Here is a 21,840-nt window from a genome sequence, read left to right as displayed (position 1 = left end):
TCTGTCACACCTCTTGCATCCCGATAAATGAGGTCTTCCTGTGCGGCGTGCCGCCTCGAATGGGGTAGGGGCTAGGTGAGGATGGATGGGTGATGACCGTCCATAAGCTCAGTGCTGGGGACGGCTACGCCTACTACACCTCCGAGGTTGCCAGCGGTGATGAACTGCGCGCCGGGGACCGGGAGCTGGGGGACTACTACACCGTCGAGGGCATGCCTCCGGGGCAGTGGGTTGGACACTCGGAGCAGCTGCTGGGTGTGAGTGGTGAGGTCACCGAAGCGCAGATGAAAGCCCTGTTCGGCGAGGGCCTGCATCCCGAGGCGGCGAGGATCCTCGCTGCTGGCGGCACGGCGAGCGACGTGAAGCTGGGCCAGAAGTACCACCAGTACGATGCGGCGGACACCACAATGACCCGCCGCATCGACGAGGAAGTGGCCCGGTTCCGGCGCACCAGCGGACCCGCGTGGAGCGGCCCGGAGAACGCGGACAAGGCGCTGCCGAAGGAGGTCCTGCACGAGATTCGGTCCCGGGTCGGTGGGGAGCTGTTCCGTGAGTCCCACGGCCGGAACGCCCGCAGCAACGAAGAACTCGCCCGGTACATCACCGCGCACACCACCCCGTCGAAGCAGACCGTCGCCGGATACGACCTGGTGTTCTCGCCCGCCAAATCGGTCTCCCTCCTCTGGGCGCTCGGCGGCGACGAAGCACGCAAAGCCGTCGAGGCCGCGCACAACGAAGCCATCACCGAGACGATCACCTTCCTCGAAAAGAACGCCACCTACACTCGCCGCGGGAAGAACGGTGTCCGCCAGATCGACGTCAAGGAAGGGCTCGTAGCAACCCAGTTCAGGCACTACGACTCTCGCGCCGGAGACCCCCAGCTCCACGACCACGTCGTCATCGCGAACAAGGTTAAAGGCGCCGACGGGAAGTGGTCCTCCATCGACGGGCGCACTCTTTACAAGATGGGCGTTGCCGCGTCCGAGACGTACAACGCGAAGGTCATCGAAAAGGTCTGCGCATCCCTCGGCGTCAGCACCATCGCCCGGGCAACCGGCGGCGGGGAGCCCGTGTACGAGGTCGCCGGCATCGATCTGGACAGCATCCACCGGGCGTCCTCGAGGCGTACCAACATCGCCGGAGCGATCAACCGGCTCGAAGCCGAGTTCACTTCACGGCACGGGTATGCACCCTCGGATAAGCAGAAGATCGCTCTGGCGCAGCAGGCGACCCTGGAAACCCGACCGGAGAAGAAGAGTGCCAGGCGGCTCTCGGGGCTGGTCGAGGAATGGCAGAAGGATTACACCACCGGGCTGGACGGCGGGATGGGGATGCCGGTAGGCGATGCCCTCCTCGAGCACGTGCGCAGCATGGGTCCCCGCACACCCGACATCGCCCCGCTGGCCTTCAGTGTCGCTGACTTAAACGTGCACGAGCACGCCCGTCAGATCGTCCACGAGCTCTCGGCCAAGCGAGCTTCATGGGGCCGGAATCACGTCATCGCCCAGACCCGCCGACACCTCAAAGAAGCCTTCCCCGGACAGGCCGTCACCGACGACACCGTGGAGAAGGTAACCCGCGCCGTCACCGGCACGCACAGCCTCCAGGTCACCCCTGTTGCCATCACGCCGCGCCTGCGCGAGTTCCAGCGGGCCGACGGGACCAGCCAGTTCCAGCAGGCAGGCAGCGCCCTGTTCACCTCCCATGAGGTGCTGAACGCTGAGCACAGGATCCTCGCCGCCGGACAGAAGACCGTCATCCCTGCCGTGTCCATGGAAGGCTTCGACGCAGTCCTGGCTAAGCACGCTGAAGATGCCGCCAAGAGCGGGGGACCGGCCCTGTCGACAGGACAGATTGATCTGGCGCGGGCGTTCGCCACCGACGAGAAGCTACTCACCCTCGGCATCGGACCCGCCGGAACCGGCAAGACCACAAGCCTCACCCTGGCGGCTGACGCCGTCCGCGACACCGGCGGACGGGTCATCGGACTCGCCCCCACCGCCGCCGCGGCCGCCGTTATGAGCGGGGACCTCGGAGCCGACGCAACGACCATCGACGCGTTCCTGGCCACCCACCGCAACCAGCAAGCCGGTACGAGCACCAGTACAGGAGCCTTCTCCCTTGGGTCCGGGGATGTGATCATTGTCGACGAGGCGGGTATGGTCACCACCCCGAAGCTCGCCGAGGTCGTTGCCGTCGCTGCCCGTAACGGTGCCGTCGTCAGGGCCATCGGAGATGACCGCCAGCTCGGCGCTATCGGCTCCGGCGGGGCGCTGCGGCTGCTCAACAACGAGGTCGGAGCTGTTCGCCTCGAGGAAGTCCACCGCTTCCGAACGGAAGGCGAGTCGGAGGCGTCCCTGGCGCTGCGCGAACCGCCCGTCGCCGGTGTGGATACTCCGTTCCACTGGTACCTCGAGAACAAGCGCGTCACCGCCGGCACGACCGAAGCCATGACCCAGGACGCCCTCGCCGCGTGGATGGCCGACACCCAGGCCGGCAAGACCTCGCTGCTGGTCGCCACCGACAACGCGACCGTCACCGACCTCAACGCCCGCGCCCAGGCCACCCGTATCGCCACCGGCGACCTTGTTGCACACACAGCAGGCGGCACCGGTCCGATCACCGAAGTGACACCGTCCGTCGTCCTTCGCGACGGACTCCGCGCCTACGCCGGGGACACCGTCGTCACGCGTAAGAACGACCGCACCCTGCAGGTCAACCAGGGCAAGGACTTTGTCAAGAACAACGACGTCTGGACCGTCGAGAAGGTCACCGCCGACCCCGCCACCAGCACAACTACTGACGCAGCTGCAGGTGAGGAGAGGCAGCGCATCACGCTCCGGCACGCGGGCCACCGTGGACGGGTCACCGTCGACGCCGGTTACCTCCACGAGCACGGTCAGCTCGGCTACGCCGCGACCGTGCACCGCGCCCAGGGCGCGACCGTGGACACCGCGCACGCGATCCTCGACGAGCGGACCGACCGAGCCGGCGCCTACGTTGCCGCCACACGAGGACGCGAGACGAACCGGCTCTATGTCGCCCTGGGCGACGACAACGAGCAGGCCGTGACCCGCGACAGTGTCCTGTCCACGATCATCGCGAACTACGACCGCACCCTGTCCGCGCACGAAGCAGTACGGCTAGAAGCTGTCCGTACGGGTGACGTCGCCAGCCTCGCCGGCGTCTACAACGAGGTCGAGAACGCCGCGTGGGAAGCCAAGACCAGGACCATCGCAGCCGAGGTCATGGGACCGCGGACCGCCGTGCAATTCACCTCGCACGAAGCATGGGGCGCAGTAGCAACCCACCTGCGTGCAGCCGAAGTGCAGGGGCTCGACCCCGCCGCACTCCTCGCCCAGGCCGCCGGCATCAGCCCCGACAGCAACAGGGACAGCACCGGACGCGGACAGCATGCCGACACCGGGCACCTGCGCGGGTTCGACGGAGCCCAGGACCCGGCCGCAGTCCTCGCGTATCGGCTTGAGCAGCGCATCGAAGCCGCCCACACCCTCCTCACTAACGCCGACCAGCGTCCCCTCGGAGCCGTGTCCGATGAGCACCTGGCCCGCCTAGCGGACCAGGCCACGAAGCACGCCGCAGGAGCAGACCTGCCCCGCAGGGCGCCCGGAGAAGCACCGATGGACACAGGGCTGGATAGGGAGTGGGCGGCACGCCCCTTCGCGCTCATGCGGACCGACAAGCTCACCGACGCACGCGCCGACGCCCTGCAGCGGGTCCAGGCTATCGACCCCACTACACCAGGAAACACAGAGACACAGAGAACTGTGTTGAAGGACCAGTGGATGGTGAAGGCGATAACCGTCGAGCTGGAACGCCGGCAGGATCTCTCCCCGACCCAGGTTGCAATCGAGCGCACCGCACGCGGGGAGGACCCCCGCGCGGCACATCAGGTCACCATCGGCGACGCCATCCGGTACGAGCAGCAGCTCCGCTCCGTCGTATTGCCACAGGCCAGCACGGTCACCAAGGCGAGCATGCGGCCAGTGGTCATTACGACGGTCAGCGACGACCTCGCGCCGTCCGTGCTCCTGCGCGATGAGCTAGTGCCAGCCTCCTACCGGACCGAGCTTGACCGGCTCCGTGCGCACCTCGAGCAGAGGGTCATGCTCCGCGGTGCGCAGCTCGCGGAAGAGAAGCCCGCGTGGACGAACGCGCTCGGCCCCGTGCCCGGCAGGAACGCGAAGGCTGCCGAGTGGCACCGCATCGCGGCCGAGACCGAGGCATACCGGAACCGGTACAACATCGGCAGCCACGAGAGTGTGCTGATCCCCAAGAAGTACCGGGACGACCCGACCGCGCAGCGCCTCATCGAGCGCGCCACAGCCCTGCACAAGCACAGCGAACTCACCACCGTCGCACCGCGGGCGGCCACGCAGATCCAGCAGGGCGTGGATGAGGCGGCGATCGCCGACCGCATGACGACCGAGCAGGCAGCAGCCCGCCGCGTCGTCGACCGGATGCGCGCAGAACGCGCCGCCGCCAGCGACCCCCTGCCGGCTCCGCAGCAACGCGAGGCACGCATCGTGGACGCCGTACAGGCCGAACCACGACCGCAGCACACGGACAACATCTCGGCAGCCGTCTCCCAAGCAATCGCCAAGCACCGTGCCACAAACGAGGGTGACGAGGTGGAGCTGACGCCGGGCGTGCAGAATAAGAACGAAAAGAAATCAAGTGTGAACAACGAATCAGCCCAAGCATCCCCGAATGATCAGGGATTAAGTGCCACCCAAGCCGAGGTCATCCGTCGACGGCGGGAAGCGACTGCGAAGACCACGCCAGAGAAGGCATCGTCGAAGAATGATGCTGCTACACGAAGTCGACGAGCTGCCGAGGCAAAGGTGCGAGGCAAGGGCAGATCGCGGTAAATCCCCGGTCGGTCATCCGACGTCAAGCCCGAATAGAGTCAAACCATGAGCGCTGATGAGTCTTCCCGAGTACCACGAATAGGTAGAAATTTCGTCAACCTCTCGGGGCTGACCAGCGCTGAAGCTATTAAGCTGTTGGAAAGTCAAACCTCAGCCGTAATAAGGCCTTTGGGCAGCATCCACTCCCCGTACATGCTCGATAGTCACGTGCAGGGGGTCATTGGCGGGCTAATGACGCCCCTGGCCACTCGTCTTCAAAATCAGTTCTCGGACATCCTCAGACCGCTGCGGGCAAGAATGGATGCGCAGCTTACCAGTGCTTTCAAGCCGTTCAGAGATGCATACCTCCAACAGATTCGTAGCACTCTGCAACCGCTCATAAACCACGACTTCTTCGGTGGGATAGAGCGCGGAATGCTTCCCCCAATCTTGCGGGTCGTGAGCCACGACATTAAGCCTTCGCAGGTATACGAATTCCTAGAGACCGAGGGAATCCCCCTTTATCTAGTTCCTCGTGCAGACATCGCTGTCCGATTGCTAAAGGCGCAAACACATCAAGCGCGACGAAAGGTCCTTAACGATCGCCAAAACGCGATAGTTGGTGACTGTGTGGAAGCGTTGCAGCGTTGTAGGTCATCCCTCATCACGGCTGAAGTTGATTTCGTACAAGATGGGATTAGAGCTTTGCAAGGTGGAAGTTACTCGTCTGCCCAGGCACTCTTCACTGTCACACTCGACACTTTGATCACCAAGCTCCTTCCCGAACGGCACGCCCGAAATCCGATCACCAAACGGAAAATGGGACATCCAGTCCCGACCGTAATCGAGGAGATGGGACTACATCAGGCGTTCGTGTGGCTTCCCATTTGGAACTCACATGGTGAGTTCTGGGCTAGTAACGGCGACAAGATACCATCTGACTATTCCCGGCACGCCACGGTGCATGCAGTCTCCAAAACTCAGTACAGCAAGCGAAACTGCATTCAAGCGTTGATGCTGGTGACGAGCCTTCTAGGTTACTCCCAGCAGATCATCGATCAGGCAACCGACGAACAGAATTAGTCAATGGGTGGCCCCAAGCTCAAGGCTCTTTAGTAGCTGTAGGGAAGAGCATTTAGCAGCCTGCGGGGGAACGATATGCGAGTTGATCTCGAAACCACCGCACACGATCACGAACTCCATGAGGATCGGAACGTAGAGGGCTAGACGGCCAGGACGAAGACATGAACGCACTTCGCTAGACAGTGGACCGACCGTGGCGATGCATCGCCGCCAGGCTATACGAGGTGGCTGCTCCAGGCCCACCGACGCAACGCACGTCGCTATCGCAGGGCAGCGCGTACAGAGCATGGCTGGTGACGGGAAGGTACGAGAACTGGCGAACGCTTCTTTTTTGCTCGACTTATGGCATCGTTTGGTGTGATGAACGATGATCTGAGGAACGAGGTTCTCTACGGGCGTGACCAAAACTCACTTCGAGTTTTCGTCAGCTCACGCATGGACGGAACCCTGGACGATGAGCGAATTGCCGCTGCCAGTGCAATCAATGAACTCCCGACACACGATGCTTGGACATGGGAGTCACATGCGCCTGCCGGGGTCCTGCACTCAGAAAACGAGTGCGTACTCATCGCTGGCAAGAGCGACGAATTGGTACTCCTACTTGCTCGAGACCTAAGCGCAATCACAGAAGCTGAGTACCGTGCTGCTCAACAGAATGGTCTACAGCGGTACATTTTTATCCGAACAACCCTGGGAGACGTACAAGACGATCATGTTAAGTCCTTCATATCATCGGAAAGAGATAATCGTATTGTAACGAGAAATTTCAGCAACACTGGCGAACTCAAAACACACCTCCAGAATTCACTTCGCTCTGCTCAGATCCGGGCGTCCCGCGAGCAGATGCTAATGCGACGCCAGACGGTCCAGCTTGGAGAGAATAAATGAACGACGAGCTGCATGACGAGATGGCCGAGTTAGACGAAACCCTGCGTCAGGAAGCCGAGCACCTAGGCCAAGAACTGGCAAGTAATATACAGGGGTATTCGGAAACCAGATCGACCGAACATCTCGAAGGTCTGATTGGCTTCGTGCACTTGATGATTAGCCGTGGAATCGAAGAGGTGGCTTTGACTCTCACCTCCCGAGTACTCGACTTGTTTGACCCAGCACTTGACTCAAAAGACATTATTCGGGATCGCCCGCTCATTACGGACTGCCTCACTCGCTCTCAGTTCCAGGAGCAGGGGGCGTTGATTATCGACCTGCTCGGTGAGTTAGATGGGTACTACGGGCGCTGGAGTTTAGCGGCAGACGCTTTTACAACGGCGAGCAAGATGTTTGAAACATTGTCAATGTACGAGAAGTCGGCAGAGGCTCTTCAAGGGCTTGCGGGAGTTAAGTTTCATAAGAATGATTTGTCGGCCGCCGTTGATGCGGCGCGGGAAGCTCTAAGGCGTATAGAGAAAGAATCAAATAGTGCTCTACGTCTGAATCTTTTACTCAATCTTGCCCAGTACTACGTATCCTTGGAAGATCTCGACCAGCTAGACAAGGTACTCGATGATCTACGCGAAATTCCCAATCTGTCCAAGCGACCCCATGAGCTCGCTGCCTATCGTGGTTTCGTCGCGATGGCGCACGTTCTTAGAGGACAATTTGATGAAGCTGAACCGCTCCTGCTGAGCGCTTTGCGAAGCGCCGAACGGCGAGGCGACGTTCCGCAAGCACAGTACCTAAGTCAGAACCTGGGGAACGTTCTCGATTCGTTAGACAATCTTAGGCGCAGCTTGTACTTCCGAAAAAAATCCCTAGGTTATGCTCTTTCAATCGGCGACCCTGAGATGGTAAGCGATCTACGGCATGCAATCGCGCTAACCCACGCTCGCAGAAATGAGATCGGAGCTGCTCTGGATCAATTGCAGCAAGCTGTACAACTAGGCCGTGAGACCGGTGAACTGGGTATTCTGGCCGAGGGTCTTGCTGATCTCGGAGCGGTCCAGATGGTTGCATTTACGGGCATGCGGCTAAACGTTGGTTCTGACGAGGGAAGTAAGGAAGTCGTTGCTAAGAAGCGTCGGTCACTGTCGCTTGATCCGAATGAACTCCAGACCGTTGCTGGCTGGTTTATTGAAGCAGTTGAGATTTTTGCATCGATACAAGATGAACGATGGCTGGTTCGGGTCGCAGGTAACCTACTGAACCTTCGCATACAGACCGCGGAACTGGGTGTTGCACGGCAGGAGCAAGAATCCATCGCGCATGAACTTGAGAAGTTTGCCCCTGGCGCAGCCGCCATAGTTCTGCGCGACCTCGCGCAAACTCTGATGAATTATGAATCGAACGCCAGAGCGGCGGCCGATCTACTTCGGCATGCGTCAAGCTTGAACTCGCTTGCAGGGTCGACGAGTCTTGGCTGGAATCTAGCAGAATCGGCCGCAGAGGTAGCTGACTACGGGATTTTTCATGAAGAAGCCGAAGCTCTTTTCGAGGAGGCAGAAAGAGCTCTAGTTGAGAGTGGCGACCCCCTGGGTGCTGCCACCGTTGCAAACGATCGCGCAGTCGTTCTGGCTAAGGTTGGGCGTGTCGATGATTCTTTACGGCTTTTAGAAACGGTCATTCAGTTAGCCCGGCACGACTCGAACAGAGTCCTAGAGCAGATGGCACTTAGTAACTTAGGAGTAGTTTCGGCAGATGCGGGTCGAGATCAATCTGCCGCGCGCCACTACGCAACAGCCGCGGTACTCGCCAGCGATTTGGGAGATCATGAAGGCGCCGCGGATATGTGGCACCGGGTTGCAGCCTCACACTTGAATTCGATGGAATTAGACGCAACCGAGGAAGCGTTAGAGAGAGCGCATATAGAGGCAGAGATAGATGGAGGAGACTTCGCGCGAGCAGTTGTCCTTGCAGGAAGAGCAATGTCGCAGTTTCAAAAGGGAAATGTTGATGTTGCTGAGCGTCTATGGATCAACGCGGCGAACCTGTCTGCTCCGCGTGATCAGATTCAGTATTTTGCTTTCGCTTTGGAGGCCCGAGCATCAAGGGGGTTGGATGCCGGTTTCGAATCACTCCTGCGAACCGTAGTCGATGTCTCGAACCGCGAAGGCCTGCAGCAGTTTACCGCACATCTACTATGGCGACCGGCGTTGGTTTGGCTGAGGAGTGGTGATGTTCAGCAAGCTGCTGAGGCCTTCGCTTCAGCTTTGGCACTAGCAGCGAGACGGTATGAAGGTGCATCCGAGGGTCGTGCGTCAGTCTCCATACGTACAATGCTTCCACTCCTGCAAATCATGACCGAAGTGAATACGGTGCTTAATCTCCCCGATATCCCCATTAATGTCGCCGCAGAGTGTCGTATGGTCATCGAGAGCAAATTAGCTGTGAATGGTGGTAAGCGTGCCGCGCGAGAGATCATGGCTGCTTTGGCTGCCACTAGCCAGGGAGATGAAGGTCTTAGGCCGGAACCCTAGATAGGTTAAATATTCGAGCGCCATCTCGTTCCTGACGGAGAACCTCTGAAGTTTGGATTTGGCAGCTTGGATAGATCAGTGTCATGTTCGCCGAAAATGTCGAAAATTTGAATGATACGTCGAGAAGTCAGTGCCGGCATTGCTAATCTGCCGTTGTAGAAGCAACCAGTCAACCGTTATGCGCGAATAATCCAATTTTTGCGAAGCGATGTGAAAGTGCCTCTACTGCCGGAAGAGTGTAGGTACTTTCGCAAACAATTCATTTGAAACAATGCATTAGGTACTGTCTCCAAGCTATATGGCGTCGAACTTAAGGTGTAATCCGGGTATCACTCAAGTGCAAGACTTACCGAAAAGGAAGGAACTATGATCAAGACACAGCGACTATATTCGGCGTGGAGTCGAGGATTTGCCCTATGACCGCGGTAATTGCATGGGAACGGCGCGTAGGGACGCTCAGGGAACTGATCGTGGCCAGCGACAGCAGATTGGGTGGGGGGGAGCACTGGGACGCCTGCGCGAAAATCTTCGATGTAGGGCGATCGGACGCTATCATCGCATTCGCGGGGGACACCTCGCGCGCTCTACCTCTGATTTTTCAAGCTGTTGCAACAGGTAGTTCCTATGAAGGGTCTCAGCTAAGGACTCTTGACCTGCCAAAGTTCGCTGGCCATCTCAATAATGTGATCAACGAGGTTTTAAGCAGGGCCGTTGGTCCTGCAGCCGAGGATCCGCCGGACTGTGAATTTCTTCTCTGTGGCTGGTCTTGGTCGCTTGGAAGGTTCAGGATCTACCGCTACTTTTTTGATGCGTCATTCAAGAGGTTCCGGTATTACGCGTATACGACGGCGCCACCGGGGATGGGTGGAACTAAGGCAACAAGCATGTTCGGTGCCATTGGAGATGCTGGGCCGAAGGTCATGGCATACCTAGCCCGGGAGCGGAATATGGGCGGGCGTCTAATGGAGCCATTGGAGTACGAACCGCTAGAAGCTCTCCATCAATTAACTCGAGATGACAACGCCCCAAGCGTCGGTGGCACGCTGCAAATTGCCAAGGTTTACCAGTCAATCCGGGTTGAGCATTTCGCAGTTGACGTCGGAGAAGGAACTCACGTTTCTGGACGGCGCTGCCTTGATTACGAGAACCTGAGCTTGCGAGTCATAAATCGTCGGGCAGCAGGGGAGTGGGTTGTGGAGACAGCACAGCCCAAGGGGAATTCTAGGCAAGCCTTTCCAAAGGAAGATGTGAAGGTGCAGGCGCTTGACTCATCTCGATGATGCTTTTCGCATCAAAAGTACGACGTAAAGTCCACGGGACCTGAAGTGCGCAAGCGTGCTTAAAGGGTCTGGGCCGCGAGGGTAGCAGCCGGTTTCGATGCTTGGAGGGAGGCGGAAACTCGGCCGCTCCGGATCATCGATGGGCGTACGTTGTCACATGTTCCAACCCGTACCCGCAGCGGAGCACCTCGTGCTGCCGGCAGTGAACGGGCTCACGGTGGCGTTGGACCAGATTGCGTTGGAAAGCTGCGAAGAGGAGAGCTCTCACCCCTCTACGAGCAAGTGCTTGGCATTGGGTCAATTACCTGTTGTCGATTAGGTCGATGCGGGGAGTCTAACGTGATTGGTGACGGCGTTCATCTGCCGCTTCATTGTGGGGTCTGCCGTCCTCGTACTGGTGCTCGTAGCGAAAGTCTCTAACCATCCATCCACCGACTTGGAGGGAGAAAGCGGCGGCAGTGAAGCAGCCGATTGTGCCTAGGATCGATAGGGGTGGCCAGGTGGCCACACACCGCGCGGATGAAGCGCGTGCGGGGGACAGTCGGTTGGCTTCGCGAGTCAGTCAACCGTGATCTGGTCAGACGACGGTCATCCTTCACACTCGGCTCAGTACTTGTCGCCGTTCTTCTCGCGTGCGGGCTGAGTTCGATGATGAACCATGAAGCGCGACACGCAGGTGAACTCGTCCTCCTGCATAGGGACGACCTGCACCGTCAGTTCTTTTTCGAGGATGGCACCGGGAAGGTCGAAGCCTTCGGCGGTGTCCGTGTCCTCTGCGTCGATGACGGAGGTCTGTGCGGTGTTGCTGTGTTGAGTCTGGATGGCATCGAGCGACTCGTTGGCAGGCTGGTCTTCCGGACGGATGCGGGCTCGTCGTAGTCGGTTCCCATAGTGTCCGGTCCAATCGTTGTAGGGGTGTCGCAACAAGGTACAGGCGTTCTCGGGGTACCCCAGGCCAGTTGCGCTAGCAGCAAATTCCTCGCACTATGCGATCTGGTGGTGGTTGGTTGTGCCATCAGATCAATGCGACGAGCACGGGTTTTAGGAGACTGTGTGCGGCTTCTGTGGCCGTGTTAAACGCGAGTCGGGTGACGGCGGGCGCCGTGCCACAGCGCGTCAGCGTCGATGGTGCTGAAAGGATAGGAATCATGACAACCTCCGACTTGGCTGTGCCTGATGAGTACGGCTCAACCCTGCAGGCGCTGAAAGATCGTGTGCGTCGTGCCCGCCAAAGCGCTCAGCGGACAGTAAATACGCAGCTAATTGAACTGTACTGGGGCATCGGTCGCGACGTGCTTGCGCGTCAGGAGCAGGACGGATGGGGGAGTAAAGTCGTCGCCCGGTTGGCATCTGATCTCCGAAGTGAGTTCCCGGACATGACCGGTTTTTCGCCACGGAACCTGCAGTACATGGCGAGCTTCGCCCGCCAGTGGCCGGGGAAGTCAATTGCGCCACAGCCTGTGGCGCAATTGCCCTGGGGTCACATCCGCACGATCCTCGACAAGAGCCTCGGCCCTGACGCCCGCAACTGGTACGCGGCGGCAGCCGTGGAGTACGGGTGGTCCAGGAACGTGCTGATGAACATGATCATGAACAAGTCCATGGAGCGCACCGGGACGGCGCCGTCGAACTTCACCCGCAGCCTGCCCGCCCCGGACTCCGAGCTGGCGCAGCAGACAGCCAAGGATCCATACGCCTTCGAGTTCCTCGGACTCTCCGGCGAGGTCGCCGAGCGGGATCTCGAGCAGGCTCTCATGGACCGCATCGTCGATACCCTCCGGGAGCTCGGGCCCGGGTTCGCGTTCGTCGGCCGGCAGGTACACCTTGAAGTCGAGGGAGACGACTTCTACATCGACCTGCTGTTCTTCCACGTCGAGCAGCTGCGCTACTTCGTCATCGAGCTCAAGACCGGTAAATTCCAGCCCGAGTACGCCGGAAAGCTGAACTTCTACGTCGCCCTCGTTGACGACAAGCTTCGCCGCGAAGCTCACAACGACACTGTCGGGATCCTGATCTGCGGCAGCAAGAACGATCACACTGTCCGCTACGCGCTTGGTCGATCGGAGTCACCGATGGCCGTGTCCACCTACACCTACGAGAGTCTGCCAGCCGCGGAGCAACGCGCCCTGCCAGCGGCCGACGAACTCACGGCAGCGTTCGACCAGATCGCATCGGAGAGCGCGGAATAGGTGGAAATCCAACTACCCCTCACCAAACCCATACCTGGTATCAGGCAGCTGTCGGTGCTCCGAGGGCATCGCAGGAGAGGGCTGCGCTGTACGAGCCATCACTCGGGCCGCGCCAATGCATTCAGTCTGTAATCCGTATCTCTGTAAGTCTGTGAAAACAGAACTTGCGATGACAGCTCTGAGTGGTCCTTCACGTTCAACTTGGTTTCTATGTGAGCCCATCAGTTCTTGGAGCAAGCAGACAGTGCTCGACTTCCGTGCCGAGGTGTTTGTGCGGACACTGTCTGCACAAGCACTCTGGCCAGGATCTGCGACTCAGTCCTGCAGGCGGCAGCGGAGTTGGAGCGTGCATCCTGACGCGGTGTTTCTCGGTAGCACCTTGGTAGCGCAGCCGTCGCGCAGCGGTAGGAGATCGACTACGTCAACATTAGTTGACATAACGTCGGTTATCGGCGAATTATGGAAGCGACCGAGAGGGCGTCATTCCGCGGGTCGTCGGCTTGGCGCAGATCCTAACTGAAGTTCCGGGCGCTGAGCCTGTACCCGGAACTCCGGAACTCCGGAAGTCCGGAACTCTAAGCACATCGTCCATGCTTGAGAGCCGCTCATGAGTTGAATAGTGGCTTGACCATAGGTTGGCCATTGGTGGCGCGAAGAGTAGCTGAATCACAGTGATGTTGCCGTGCTCATCTCTCTTCACCGCTAGGCCCCTCCGTCCCGTAAGTACGGGGATGTCGAGGGGTCTCGATGCGGGTAGGTCACCCTTCATGTTCGGCTGTCACCTGGAGTGTGCGCTCACCTGGTGCTCACAAGTGCCGATCCTGGCCCACTACCTACTGCTGATTTCGAGCACGAGACGACGACGAGCGCAACCACGACGCCTGACCACACGACTGCCTACTCAACTTGACACGATCTGTAAATTTAGTACATGACTGCTACGAAGACTGAGCTCGAGGTACTGACCGAGTCGATCGGCGTTTGCAGCGCGCAGTATGTGGGACACGATCGTCTGCACTCCCTGTCTGTGGAGCTCCATCACGAGTCGATGGAGTGCATAGTTACGGTAGAGCTCGTTAACAACAATCGCGAAAACCAAGTCTACGCGATGAAGAAGCTTATTGAGCTCGAGAAGATGTACTTAGGCGAAGTGACAATGACGTTCCTCTTCACCGAAGACGAGGCCACAGGTAGCGAGGCTACCCATAACGCCAGTCAGCGCCAATTTTCCTTCGTATGACACCATCTCGCGCCGTCCGGGACGTCGCGACTCATCTGGCCCGGTCGGAAAAGCACGAGCAGGTTGCGCGGGCGCTACACGATACGGTTTCCAACGAGTGGGCGGCCGTATGCTACTTCTATGCTAGCTACCACATCGTAAAGGCCTCGCTGCTAGTTGACCCTGTCTTCGCCGACCTTACGCGCCTGAAGAATATTCATCACCTGTTGGTACCTGACCACCGCAGTCCCGACTTCCATCAGGCACGGAAGCACTCCAATGACTTAGGGGTGAATGAGGTTACAGGCCTCCTGTACGACAATGTAGGCGCGGAGTACCGCCTCCTTCATAGTGCGAGCGTTCAGGTTCGGTATCACGACAGACTTGCGACTTCGCTCGATGATTGCCTCGCACACTTTGCGCTCATCAAGCAGGAGTACGAGGCAGGCAAACTCGTCACAAGTACTCAGTAGGTCGTTGTAACGACCAAGAGTGCCCACCATGTACCTGCGACGCCGCTTACGTAGCCATCCTGTCTCAGGGTCCTGCTGTCGTCAGTGCGTCATTGCATCAACTGATTGGGAATCAGCCTGCACCCTGTTTGACCGCATCATTACTGGGCTCGCATGCCCCGTGAACATATAGTGAGCACACCAGAGCGACCACCTAGCAACGATCGGTCCGAGCAGTAGCTGACGATTGCGTCGCGTCTAGCCGTCAGCCTCTCCACAAAACGACGTTGAAGTTGGGCGACTGGACGTAGACATCGGGCAGGATCGGCAGGACCCCGACCGGGACTTTCGCATCGAGAAGACCTGATTCGGGGCGTACGGTCAGTGGTGTTGCGTACGCGGTGTCGGCTAGTTCGAAGACCTGCATGTATGAGTTGGGCCGAACGGTCGCGGCAGCAACGCTGCCGCTTGGTGAATCGACGCGGCATCTCCGGCGGTGATTCCTGGGTAGTACGCTTCGGGCATTCCCGGCTCCTTGGATAGGTGGTCCTTTCCTTCACCATTCCCGAGCCGTGGGACACCAAACCCTGCGATTTCGCTGCCTCCGCCCGTAGCATTAGTGCAACTCGCAACCTTGGGGGAATCATCAAAAAGCAACTCGCGTCACTTTTAGGCCTCGCCCTGCTGCTCACGGCTTGCTCGTCACCAGATGCCGCCGAAACGCCTGCGACGAGTCAGCCAGCTGAGACGGCTAGCCCCAGCTCTGCGCCCTCTACTTCGGCTGCACCTACAACTCCGACCCCAGCCCCCGTGCCGACCACTGCCGCACCCACACCCTCCCCCTCTGTCGCACCCCCCGCGCCTGCGCCGCCCACCCAGGCGGCACCCGCTCCACCGGCACCGCCTGCACCACCCGGCACGCAAACCTCAGTCCGGGGGAACCTGATCAAGCGGATCGGTGAAACGGCCGGGATCCGTGACGCGAACGGCGAGTACCTGGTGACCTTCGTGGTCAACAGCATCAGTAACAACGTGGTGTGTAGCGGCCCCTACGCCGGCTCTTCGGAGAACGGCGTCTTCGTCGCCGTAGACGTATCAGTGCAAACCAGCCCCAACATGCTCAACTCGGACCTCATCGAGAACTTCAACATTGATGCCGGTGGGTTCACCGCAATCGGACCAGACGGTGTCACATCGAATGTAAGTCCATACACGGCAGCTTCACTATCTTGTTTGAGTGAGGCCGAGTTACTGCCGACAACCATCGGCCCGGGTGAGAACGCGAAGGGGAAGGTCTTGCTGGATCTGCAGAGTCCCTCGGGAACATTGGTCCTCGAGGATTGGTGGACAGACAGTGCGTGGGAGTGGACTTACCCCGGGTAGACGCTGAGCGCCGGTGTTCTCACGGTGTGTTCACGCGCTCAAACCCCCAGCCATGCCAAGCAATTTAGGCGCGCCAATTGATCTCTAATCGGACAATTGGTTTGGAGTTTAGCAAGGGATCGGATTCCTCGGTGCGTAAGCGTAGGGTGAGAAACTAACCCTTGACGCCTCGCTGATCACCAATCTTGTCGAAATAAGGTCAATTATCGGCGAGCCGCATTGCGCCAGCGGGAACTGGAGGTGATGTCCTCAGGTTTCGCGCTGGCGCAGAACTGAGGTTGGTGGACACGGTGCCGAGCTGCGTGTGCATCACAGCCCATTCGGCCTCTAACCGCTCCTCCTGCTGCCTGTGCGTGGCGTCTTCCGGTTAGGTGCGCCGGAGGGATCTCTCAAAGGAGCCGGCCGGTGCCGCCTGTGGGGCCTTGAGCAGCCTCGGGTGTCTCACAGCCTCTTGTTCTTGGAGTCCGGCCAGCCCCAGCCGGCTCTGGCGTGGGCTTCAAAGGGGAAAGCGACCCTTTGGGGACCTGGTTGCTCCAGGGCCCAAAGGGTCGCTTCGCCGTAGGTGGCAGTGCCACGTGGTATGACCGAAAACTATTAGTCTTCGGCCTTCGCTCCGCCGCGAATGGTGTAGATGAGGGCGAAGGAGAACACGCCTGCGATGCCTGCGATCGTGCAGGTGATGTCCTGCAGGCTGGCCGCCCAGACGACGAGGTCGCTGTTGCCGAGCATGATTCCCAGGATCTGCGCACCGGTGATGATGGTGCCGAGCAGCAGGAATATGCCCAGGAGGATTCTGAAAACTGTCAGCAGTCCGGCCCGCAAGCGTGGCCGGGTGATGGGTCGGCTGGTTGTCGCTTCGGACATTGTTGCCTTTCGGGACATGTTGGCGTCGGTCATGGGGTGGGGATCCACAGGACGCCGACGCCGATCAGGACGCCGACGATGAAGGTCGGGATGAGGTAATACATCACGACGGGGAGGAATATTCGTACCGGGTTGACCTCTGCTATGCCGGCTGCGACATACAGCGGGGCCGCTCCGGGCGGTGAGGCGCCCTCGGAGGAGGCGAATACCAGCACAATTGCGAAGGCAACGGCGGCGGGCACGCCGGCGGCCGTGAGGGCCGCAAAGGCGATCGGGCCGACTGCGGCTGTTGTGGATGCGGAGTTCAGTGGCCCTGCTATGACGACGAGGATCAAACCGACGACGGCCACGACGGCGATCTTGGGGACCCCGTCGAGCACCTCCATCAGAGTACCCAGTTGCTCGGCCAGGCCAATGCTGGTGAGCACGTTCGAGGCCGCGAAAGCGAAGACCATGGTGATGCCGACGATGCCGAGTTTGGGCGCGACCTCACCTGAGTACTGCCACCATGCCCTCGTTGACCGCGGCAGAGTTTTCCTGCCGATAAAGAGGCCGAGGATGAGGATGATGATCGGCAGCCAGAGCAGCAGGCTGATGCCGCCGGCGGCATCCTCTCCCACGCGTTCACGCACCCATTCGCCGGTGAAACCCACTGTTGCCATGACGGGGATGGCGATGCCGACGAAGATCAGCAGGGAGGTCCAGCCTTTGACGAGGGTGAGCTTCAGAGGCTGGATGTCGGCTTCGTCCATGCGTCCCACGCCTCGTTTGCGGACGATGACCGCTGTGATGATGAGTCGCATCACCACCATCCAGGCTCCGGTGATGAACATGGTGGATACCACGTCGGGCGCCTTGAGGGAGGGGGCGACCGTCGGGGATGCCAGCAGGATAAAGAAGGCCGCCGCGAAGGGGAACGTTGTGCCGAGACCTGCGTTGCCGGACATCACCAGGGCGGCGGTTTCACCCGACGTTTTCGACCGCTTCATCCAGGGGATGGTGATCGATCCGATGGTTGCGACGATAGCGGCACCGGAATGGGCGACGGTAGCAAAGAGGCCCGATGATGCTGTCGCAGCGTAGGCCGATCCGCCCGGGACCCTGCCCAGGAGCGAGCTGAGGATGTCCACCAGGCGCTGAATCATGCCGGCCCGCGCCAACACTTCGCTGACAAAAACGAAGGCGAGGGCTGCGAAGGTCGTCGGTTCTGTCAGGGCGTCACGCAGTCCCTGAAGACCGAAGATGAGTGCGTTGGGCCAGCCGGCGAACAGAGACGTGACCACCCAACCGATGATCATGGCTTCGCCGATGTTCCGTTTGACGACGACGTTCCAAACGATGATGACAGCGATGAATGCGACAAGCGCGATGACAGCGCTCACAGCAGGAGAGTCCGTTCAGCTAGTGGGCAGTTGCCCAAGGCGGAGGGTGTGGGAAGCAGCGCGTTGGGCGGGCTGTCCAAGGGTTCATTCTTCATTGAATTCCTATCATCTGCCAGACGGCCTACGCCGCCGAAACTATAATATAGTTTGGTGTACTATACTGTAGTGGTGATGCCGGTCACAAGGCAACTCAGCAAGGAGGCGGCCGTGGTGGCCGCGCTTACCCCCGCATTCAAAGAAGAAGGATGGGCATGAACACACAACGGATTCTCATTACAACCTCGTGGCTCAACGAAGGGGACGACGTGCACCGTCTTCTCCTCGACGCAGGACACGAGGTTGTCTACGGCCGCCCGGCCGACCTGAAAAGCCAGGGACTCACACTGCAGGACGTCATCGCGGACGTGGACGGGGTCATCGCCGGTGTTGAGCCCTTCGGAGCAGATGTGCTCAACGCAGCGCAGAAGCTCAAGGTCGTCGCTCGCACGGGCGTCGGTTACGACAACGTCGATCTGGCAACCGCCAACGCACGGGGCATCGCCGTCTGCGCGACCCCTGGCGTCAACCGTCAGTCAGTTGCCGAGTTCGCCATCGCCTCGCTGCTGAACCTGGTACGCCAGATTCCGCAGAACTCGGTCATCGTCCAGGGCGGTGGCTGGGCCCAGCCCAGCGGCCGCGAGCTACTCGGTAAAACACTCGGTGTCGTGGGACTGGGCGCAATCGGCAAGACCGTCGCCCAGCTTGCCCGCGCCTTCGGCATGCGAGTGATCGCTTACGACCCCTACTTCGATGAAGCCTTCGCTGCAGAGATCGGCGTGGAGCGGGTAGAGCTTCCGGAGCTGATCGCCAACGCCGACGCCATCACGCTGCACGTGTTCCTCAACGAGGAAACACGACACCTGATCAACGCGGAAACCATTGCGACCATGCGCGACGGTGCGATCATCGTCAACGCAGCACGCGGAGGCACGGTAGATGAGACCGCGCTCGTTGAAGCCCTCCGCTCCGGCAAACTTGCCGGTGCCGCCCTGGACACCTTCGAGCAGGAACCGCTCCCCGCCGACAGCCCCCTGCGGGGTGTGGAGAACCTGATCCTCACATCACACATCGCCGGAGCCACCCACGAGGGCCGGGCACGTTCCGGCGCCATGGCCGCCGAATCCGTGGTGGAGGTTCTCAACAACAACCTGCCGCGCCAGTGCGTCAACAAAGAGGCAGTCGCTGCGGCCGCTGTCTAACCACGGGCTCCCCGCCCGGCCCCCCGCCTCCGTTCGCCCGTTGAACGGCAAGGCAAACAACCACACATTCAGCGGGTCGATACATGCGGCCCAATCAGGAGAAAAACCATGTCCCAGCGTTCAATTGTCATGATGAGCGGTCTTGCAACCCGCAAGGCCTTCGACGACGAAATCTTCGCAGCGTTCGAAAAGGAATCGGGGGTCTCGGTGACGCCCATCTTCGATCCGACCGTCCAGCTGCTCCGCCGCATTGAAGCACACGAACACTTCGATGTCCTGATCGGGGCAACGCCCTCGTTCGACGACCTCATCGCCCGCGGGCTGGTTGCAGCCAACCCTGCACCCATCGTCCGCACCGGGATCGGCCTCGCGGTCGGCCCCGGCGCAGAACACCCGGACATCAGTACTCGCGAGGAATTCATCAAGACGCTCACCTCCGCCCGGTCCGTCGCCTACTCCCGCACGGGCCAAAGCGGCATCTACTTCGTCGAGCTTGTAACGCGTCTTGGCCTGGCCGACGTCGTCCTGCCGAAGGCGACCGTACTCGAGAAGGGCTTCACGGCAACTGCCCTGCTCAGCGGAGAAGCTGATATCGCCGTTCAGCAGCTCAGCGAACTCATGTTCGTACCCGAAGCGGAAATCGTCGGGGCGCTGCCCGAGGAGCTGCAGCGATGGACAGAGTTCTCTGCCGGCATCGCCGTCGATTCAGCCAACAATCCTGACGTCCAGGCCTTCGTCGACTACATCACCGGGCCCAAGGCGTCCCCAGCGTACCGGGCCACCGCACTGGAGCCGGTCGGCGCCAACGCCGGCGTCAGCCAGCCTTAGTCCGCGCACGCTCTATAGCGGCACACACATGTACCCGCATCGCCTCCGAGGCAGCCGCCGGATCCCCGGACGCAAGCGCGTCCAGGATCTTCTGATGCTCGGCAGCTGCCTCGGACGCGTTGGTGTGGCCCGCCTTCATGAACAGACGGAACCGCTGCACCTGGCCACTGAGGGCGAGATACGCGCTTTCCAGGAACGGATTGTCAGCCTGAGCTGCGATGAGCCGGTGAAACCGGTCGTCGGCAATCCAGTACGCCCGGAAAGCATTCGCGTCCTCGTCCGCTCCCCTGGCCGAACCAGCCAGGTCCTCGATGGTGGCCGCAAGCTCCTCGAGAAACTCCGGGGTCCGGCGCAACGCACTCTCGGCAGCGAGGGCAGGCTCTATCAGCTCCCTGGCCGTAGCGAGTTTGCCGAGCTCCCGGGCCGTGAAAGGCGGAGCAACGAAGTAGCCGCGCAGCGACTCCCGCTGCACCAACCCCGAGTGCTCAAGCCGTGCCAGGGCCTCCCGGAGTGGAGTTTGACTGACCTCGAGTTCTCGGGTCAAGGCTCCGATGTTCAGCACCTCCCCCGGCTGGCGGGTGCCATCCATCAGCTGGGAAAGCAGTACCTCATACATGCGGTCTGCCAGAGAAATCTTGGCCAAGGGAACTCCTTTGTCATCGTCAGCGCGCCGACCGCCATGGTGTTCACTGCGAACAAGTAAGTCGGCTGCTATTTCCTAACACTATATTATTTTCAGAATGCTACACACGACGAAGGTGATCGCATCAGCAGCTACCAGCGTTCTCAGGCACCGCCCGTCGTCTTTGGCACCGCTGATTCACCCGCTCACATAACCGGCGGTGGGCGAGGACTTGCTGGAAGACCACCGTTTCGATCACTAGTTCGGTTATGGGGGCTGGATCTAATGCGACCACATACCAATACCGAGACCGTCCCGGCCTCAGTGGATAAGAGAGATACCTGAATGAGCACCGCACCGAAAATCGCCTTGATCAATGCTGTCACTGCGGCCATCCCGCCGGCCCAGGCAGCACTGAGCCAGGACTTCCCCGAGGCTGTCATCTGGAACATACTCGATGACCGTCTCTTGGTAGACGCCGATAATCGCGGTGGGTTGGACGATATGCTTCGCGAGCGGATGTCCCGCCTCATCGCCCACGCCATCACGGAACAGGCCGATGGCGTTCTGTTGACCTGTTCGCTCTATGGTCCGGTCGCCCAGGCAACCACGTGGGATTTGCCCGTGCTGGCACCGGACGAGGCCGCCTTCGCTGAACTGGTCGAAGCCAGCTATGGCTCAATCCTGGTCGTAGCTTCCTTTGAGGGGGCACGAGATGATTCGGTGCAGCGGCTTGCGGAGGCGCTGGAGGTAAGCGGCCGCAAGAGCCGCGTCACCGGCATCGCGGTGCCAAAAGCCATGGCCGCATCGAAGAGCCAGGACACACCCGCCCTGACCGCCGCCCTCACCGAAGCCTGTCTTGCCAACACCGCAGACATCGACGCGGTATTCCTTGCCCAGTATTCCCTTGCACCAGCAGCCGACGAACTTCAGCGCACGCTCGGGATTCCAGTGGTATCAGGCCCCAAGAGCTCAGCAGTGGCACTACGCCGTCTCCTGGCAGACCGAAAGTAGAG

General features: G+C 60.1%; 13 protein-coding genes and 1 pseudogene. 10 read left to right on the top strand and 4 right to left on the bottom strand.

Features of this window, described 5'->3' with window-relative positions; all coding sequences use genetic code 11:
• Positions 1–92: 92 nt before the first annotated feature.
• The 4 genes from mobF to CI785_RS16890 all read left to right on the top strand — a co-directional run bounded on the left by mobF (position 93) and on the right by CI785_RS16890 (position 10,647).
• On the top strand, positions 93–4,892 hold the full coding sequence (gene mobF / locus CI785_RS01625; protein ID WP_105030364.1) for a MobF family relaxase: 4,800 nt from the start codon (positions 93–95) through the stop codon (positions 4,890–4,892).
• A gap of 45 nt (positions 4,893–4,937) precedes the next feature.
• Positions 4,938–5,954 carry a hypothetical protein gene (locus tag CI785_RS16900; RefSeq protein WP_157940109.1) on the top strand — a complete coding sequence of 339 codons (1,017 nt, stop codon included), beginning with the start codon at positions 4,938–4,940 and terminating at the stop codon, positions 5,952–5,954.
• 884 nt (positions 5,955–6,838) lie between these two features.
• On the top strand, positions 6,839–9,367 hold the full coding sequence (locus CI785_RS16895; protein ID WP_157940108.1) for an ATP-binding protein: 2,529 nt from the start codon (positions 6,839–6,841) through the stop codon (positions 9,365–9,367).
• Between the two features lie 416 nt (positions 9,368–9,783).
• Positions 9,784–10,647 (top strand): hypothetical protein, encoded by an 864-nt coding sequence (locus CI785_RS16890; protein WP_157940107.1) that lies wholly within the window; start codon positions 9,784–9,786, stop codon positions 10,645–10,647.
• A gap of 606 nt (positions 10,648–11,253) precedes the next feature.
• Here the strand turns inward: CI785_RS16890 and CI785_RS01620 are convergent.
• Positions 11,254–11,537 (bottom strand): annotated as a pseudogene (locus tag CI785_RS01620) (DUF4193 family protein).
• 258 nt (positions 11,538–11,795) lie between these two features.
• On the opposite strand from CI785_RS01620, the gene CI785_RS01615 reads away from it, so the two are divergent.
• The 3 genes from CI785_RS01615 to CI785_RS16885 all read left to right on the top strand — a co-directional run bounded on the left by CI785_RS01615 (position 11,796) and on the right by CI785_RS16885 (position 15,890).
• Positions 11,796–12,836: a PDDEXK nuclease domain-containing protein gene (locus tag CI785_RS01615; RefSeq protein WP_105030363.1), complete on the top strand. Its 1,041-nt coding sequence runs from the start codon at positions 11,796–11,798 to the stop codon at positions 12,834–12,836.
• A gap of 931 nt (positions 12,837–13,767) precedes the next feature.
• Entirely contained in the window at positions 13,768–14,076 is a 309-nt protein-coding gene (locus tag CI785_RS01610) for a hypothetical protein (RefSeq protein ID WP_105030362.1), read from the top strand.
• Positions 14,077–15,515: 1,439 nt separating this feature from the next.
• Entirely contained in the window at positions 15,516–15,890 is a 375-nt protein-coding gene (locus CI785_RS16885) for a hypothetical protein (protein WP_157940106.1), read from the top strand.
• A 594-nt stretch (positions 15,891–16,484) separates the two neighbouring features.
• On the opposite strand, the gene CI785_RS01595 is transcribed toward CI785_RS16885, so the two are convergent.
• Both CI785_RS01595 and CI785_RS01590 read right to left on the bottom strand, forming a co-directional pair.
• Positions 16,485–16,787: a hypothetical protein gene (locus CI785_RS01595; protein WP_157940105.1), complete on the bottom strand. Its 303-nt coding sequence runs from the start codon at positions 16,785–16,787 to the stop codon at positions 16,485–16,487.
• The gene (locus tag CI785_RS01590; protein WP_105030358.1) at positions 16,784–18,136 is read right to left on the bottom strand and encodes a TRAP transporter large permease subunit; all 1,353 of its coding nucleotides are present in this window, start codon (positions 18,134–18,136) and stop codon (positions 16,784–16,786) included. Before CI785_RS01590 ends, CI785_RS01595 begins: the two co-directional genes overlap by 4 nt.
• A gap of 251 nt (positions 18,137–18,387) precedes the next feature.
• Here CI785_RS01590 and CI785_RS01585 point away from each other — a divergent pair, with 251 nt between their 5' ends.
• Both CI785_RS01585 and CI785_RS01580 read left to right on the top strand, forming a co-directional pair.
• Positions 18,388–19,374: a phosphoglycerate dehydrogenase gene (locus CI785_RS01585; RefSeq protein ID WP_105030357.1), complete on the top strand. Its 987-nt coding sequence runs from the start codon at positions 18,388–18,390 to the stop codon at positions 19,372–19,374.
• Positions 19,375–19,482: 108 nt separating this feature from the next.
• Positions 19,483–20,202 (top strand): molybdate ABC transporter substrate-binding protein, encoded by a 720-nt coding sequence (locus tag CI785_RS01580; RefSeq protein WP_240614944.1) that lies wholly within the window; start codon positions 19,483–19,485, stop codon positions 20,200–20,202.
• Here CI785_RS01580 and CI785_RS01575 read toward each other — a convergent pair.
• Positions 20,189–20,845, bottom strand: a complete 657-nt coding sequence (locus tag CI785_RS01575) for a GntR family transcriptional regulator (RefSeq protein ID WP_240614943.1) — start codon at positions 20,843–20,845, stop codon at positions 20,189–20,191. The two genes, CI785_RS01580 and CI785_RS01575, sit on opposite strands and share 14 nt — an antisense overlap.
• Positions 20,846–21,169: 324 nt before the next feature.
• Between CI785_RS01575 and CI785_RS01570 the strand changes: the two genes are divergently transcribed.
• The gene (locus CI785_RS01570; protein ID WP_105030354.1) at positions 21,170–21,838 is read left to right on the top strand and encodes an aspartate/glutamate racemase family protein; all 669 of its coding nucleotides are present in this window, start codon (positions 21,170–21,172) and stop codon (positions 21,836–21,838) included.
• The last annotated feature ends 2 nt before the right edge of the window (positions 21,839–21,840 follow it).

Origin of the sequence: Arthrobacter ruber (assembly GCF_002954225.1) — a bacterium.
Classification (GTDB): Bacteria; Actinomycetota; Actinomycetes; order Actinomycetales; family Micrococcaceae; genus Arthrobacter_D; species Arthrobacter_D ruber.
Note: the sequence above shows the minus strand (reverse complement) of the source record. Positions and strands in the feature narration are given on the sequence as shown.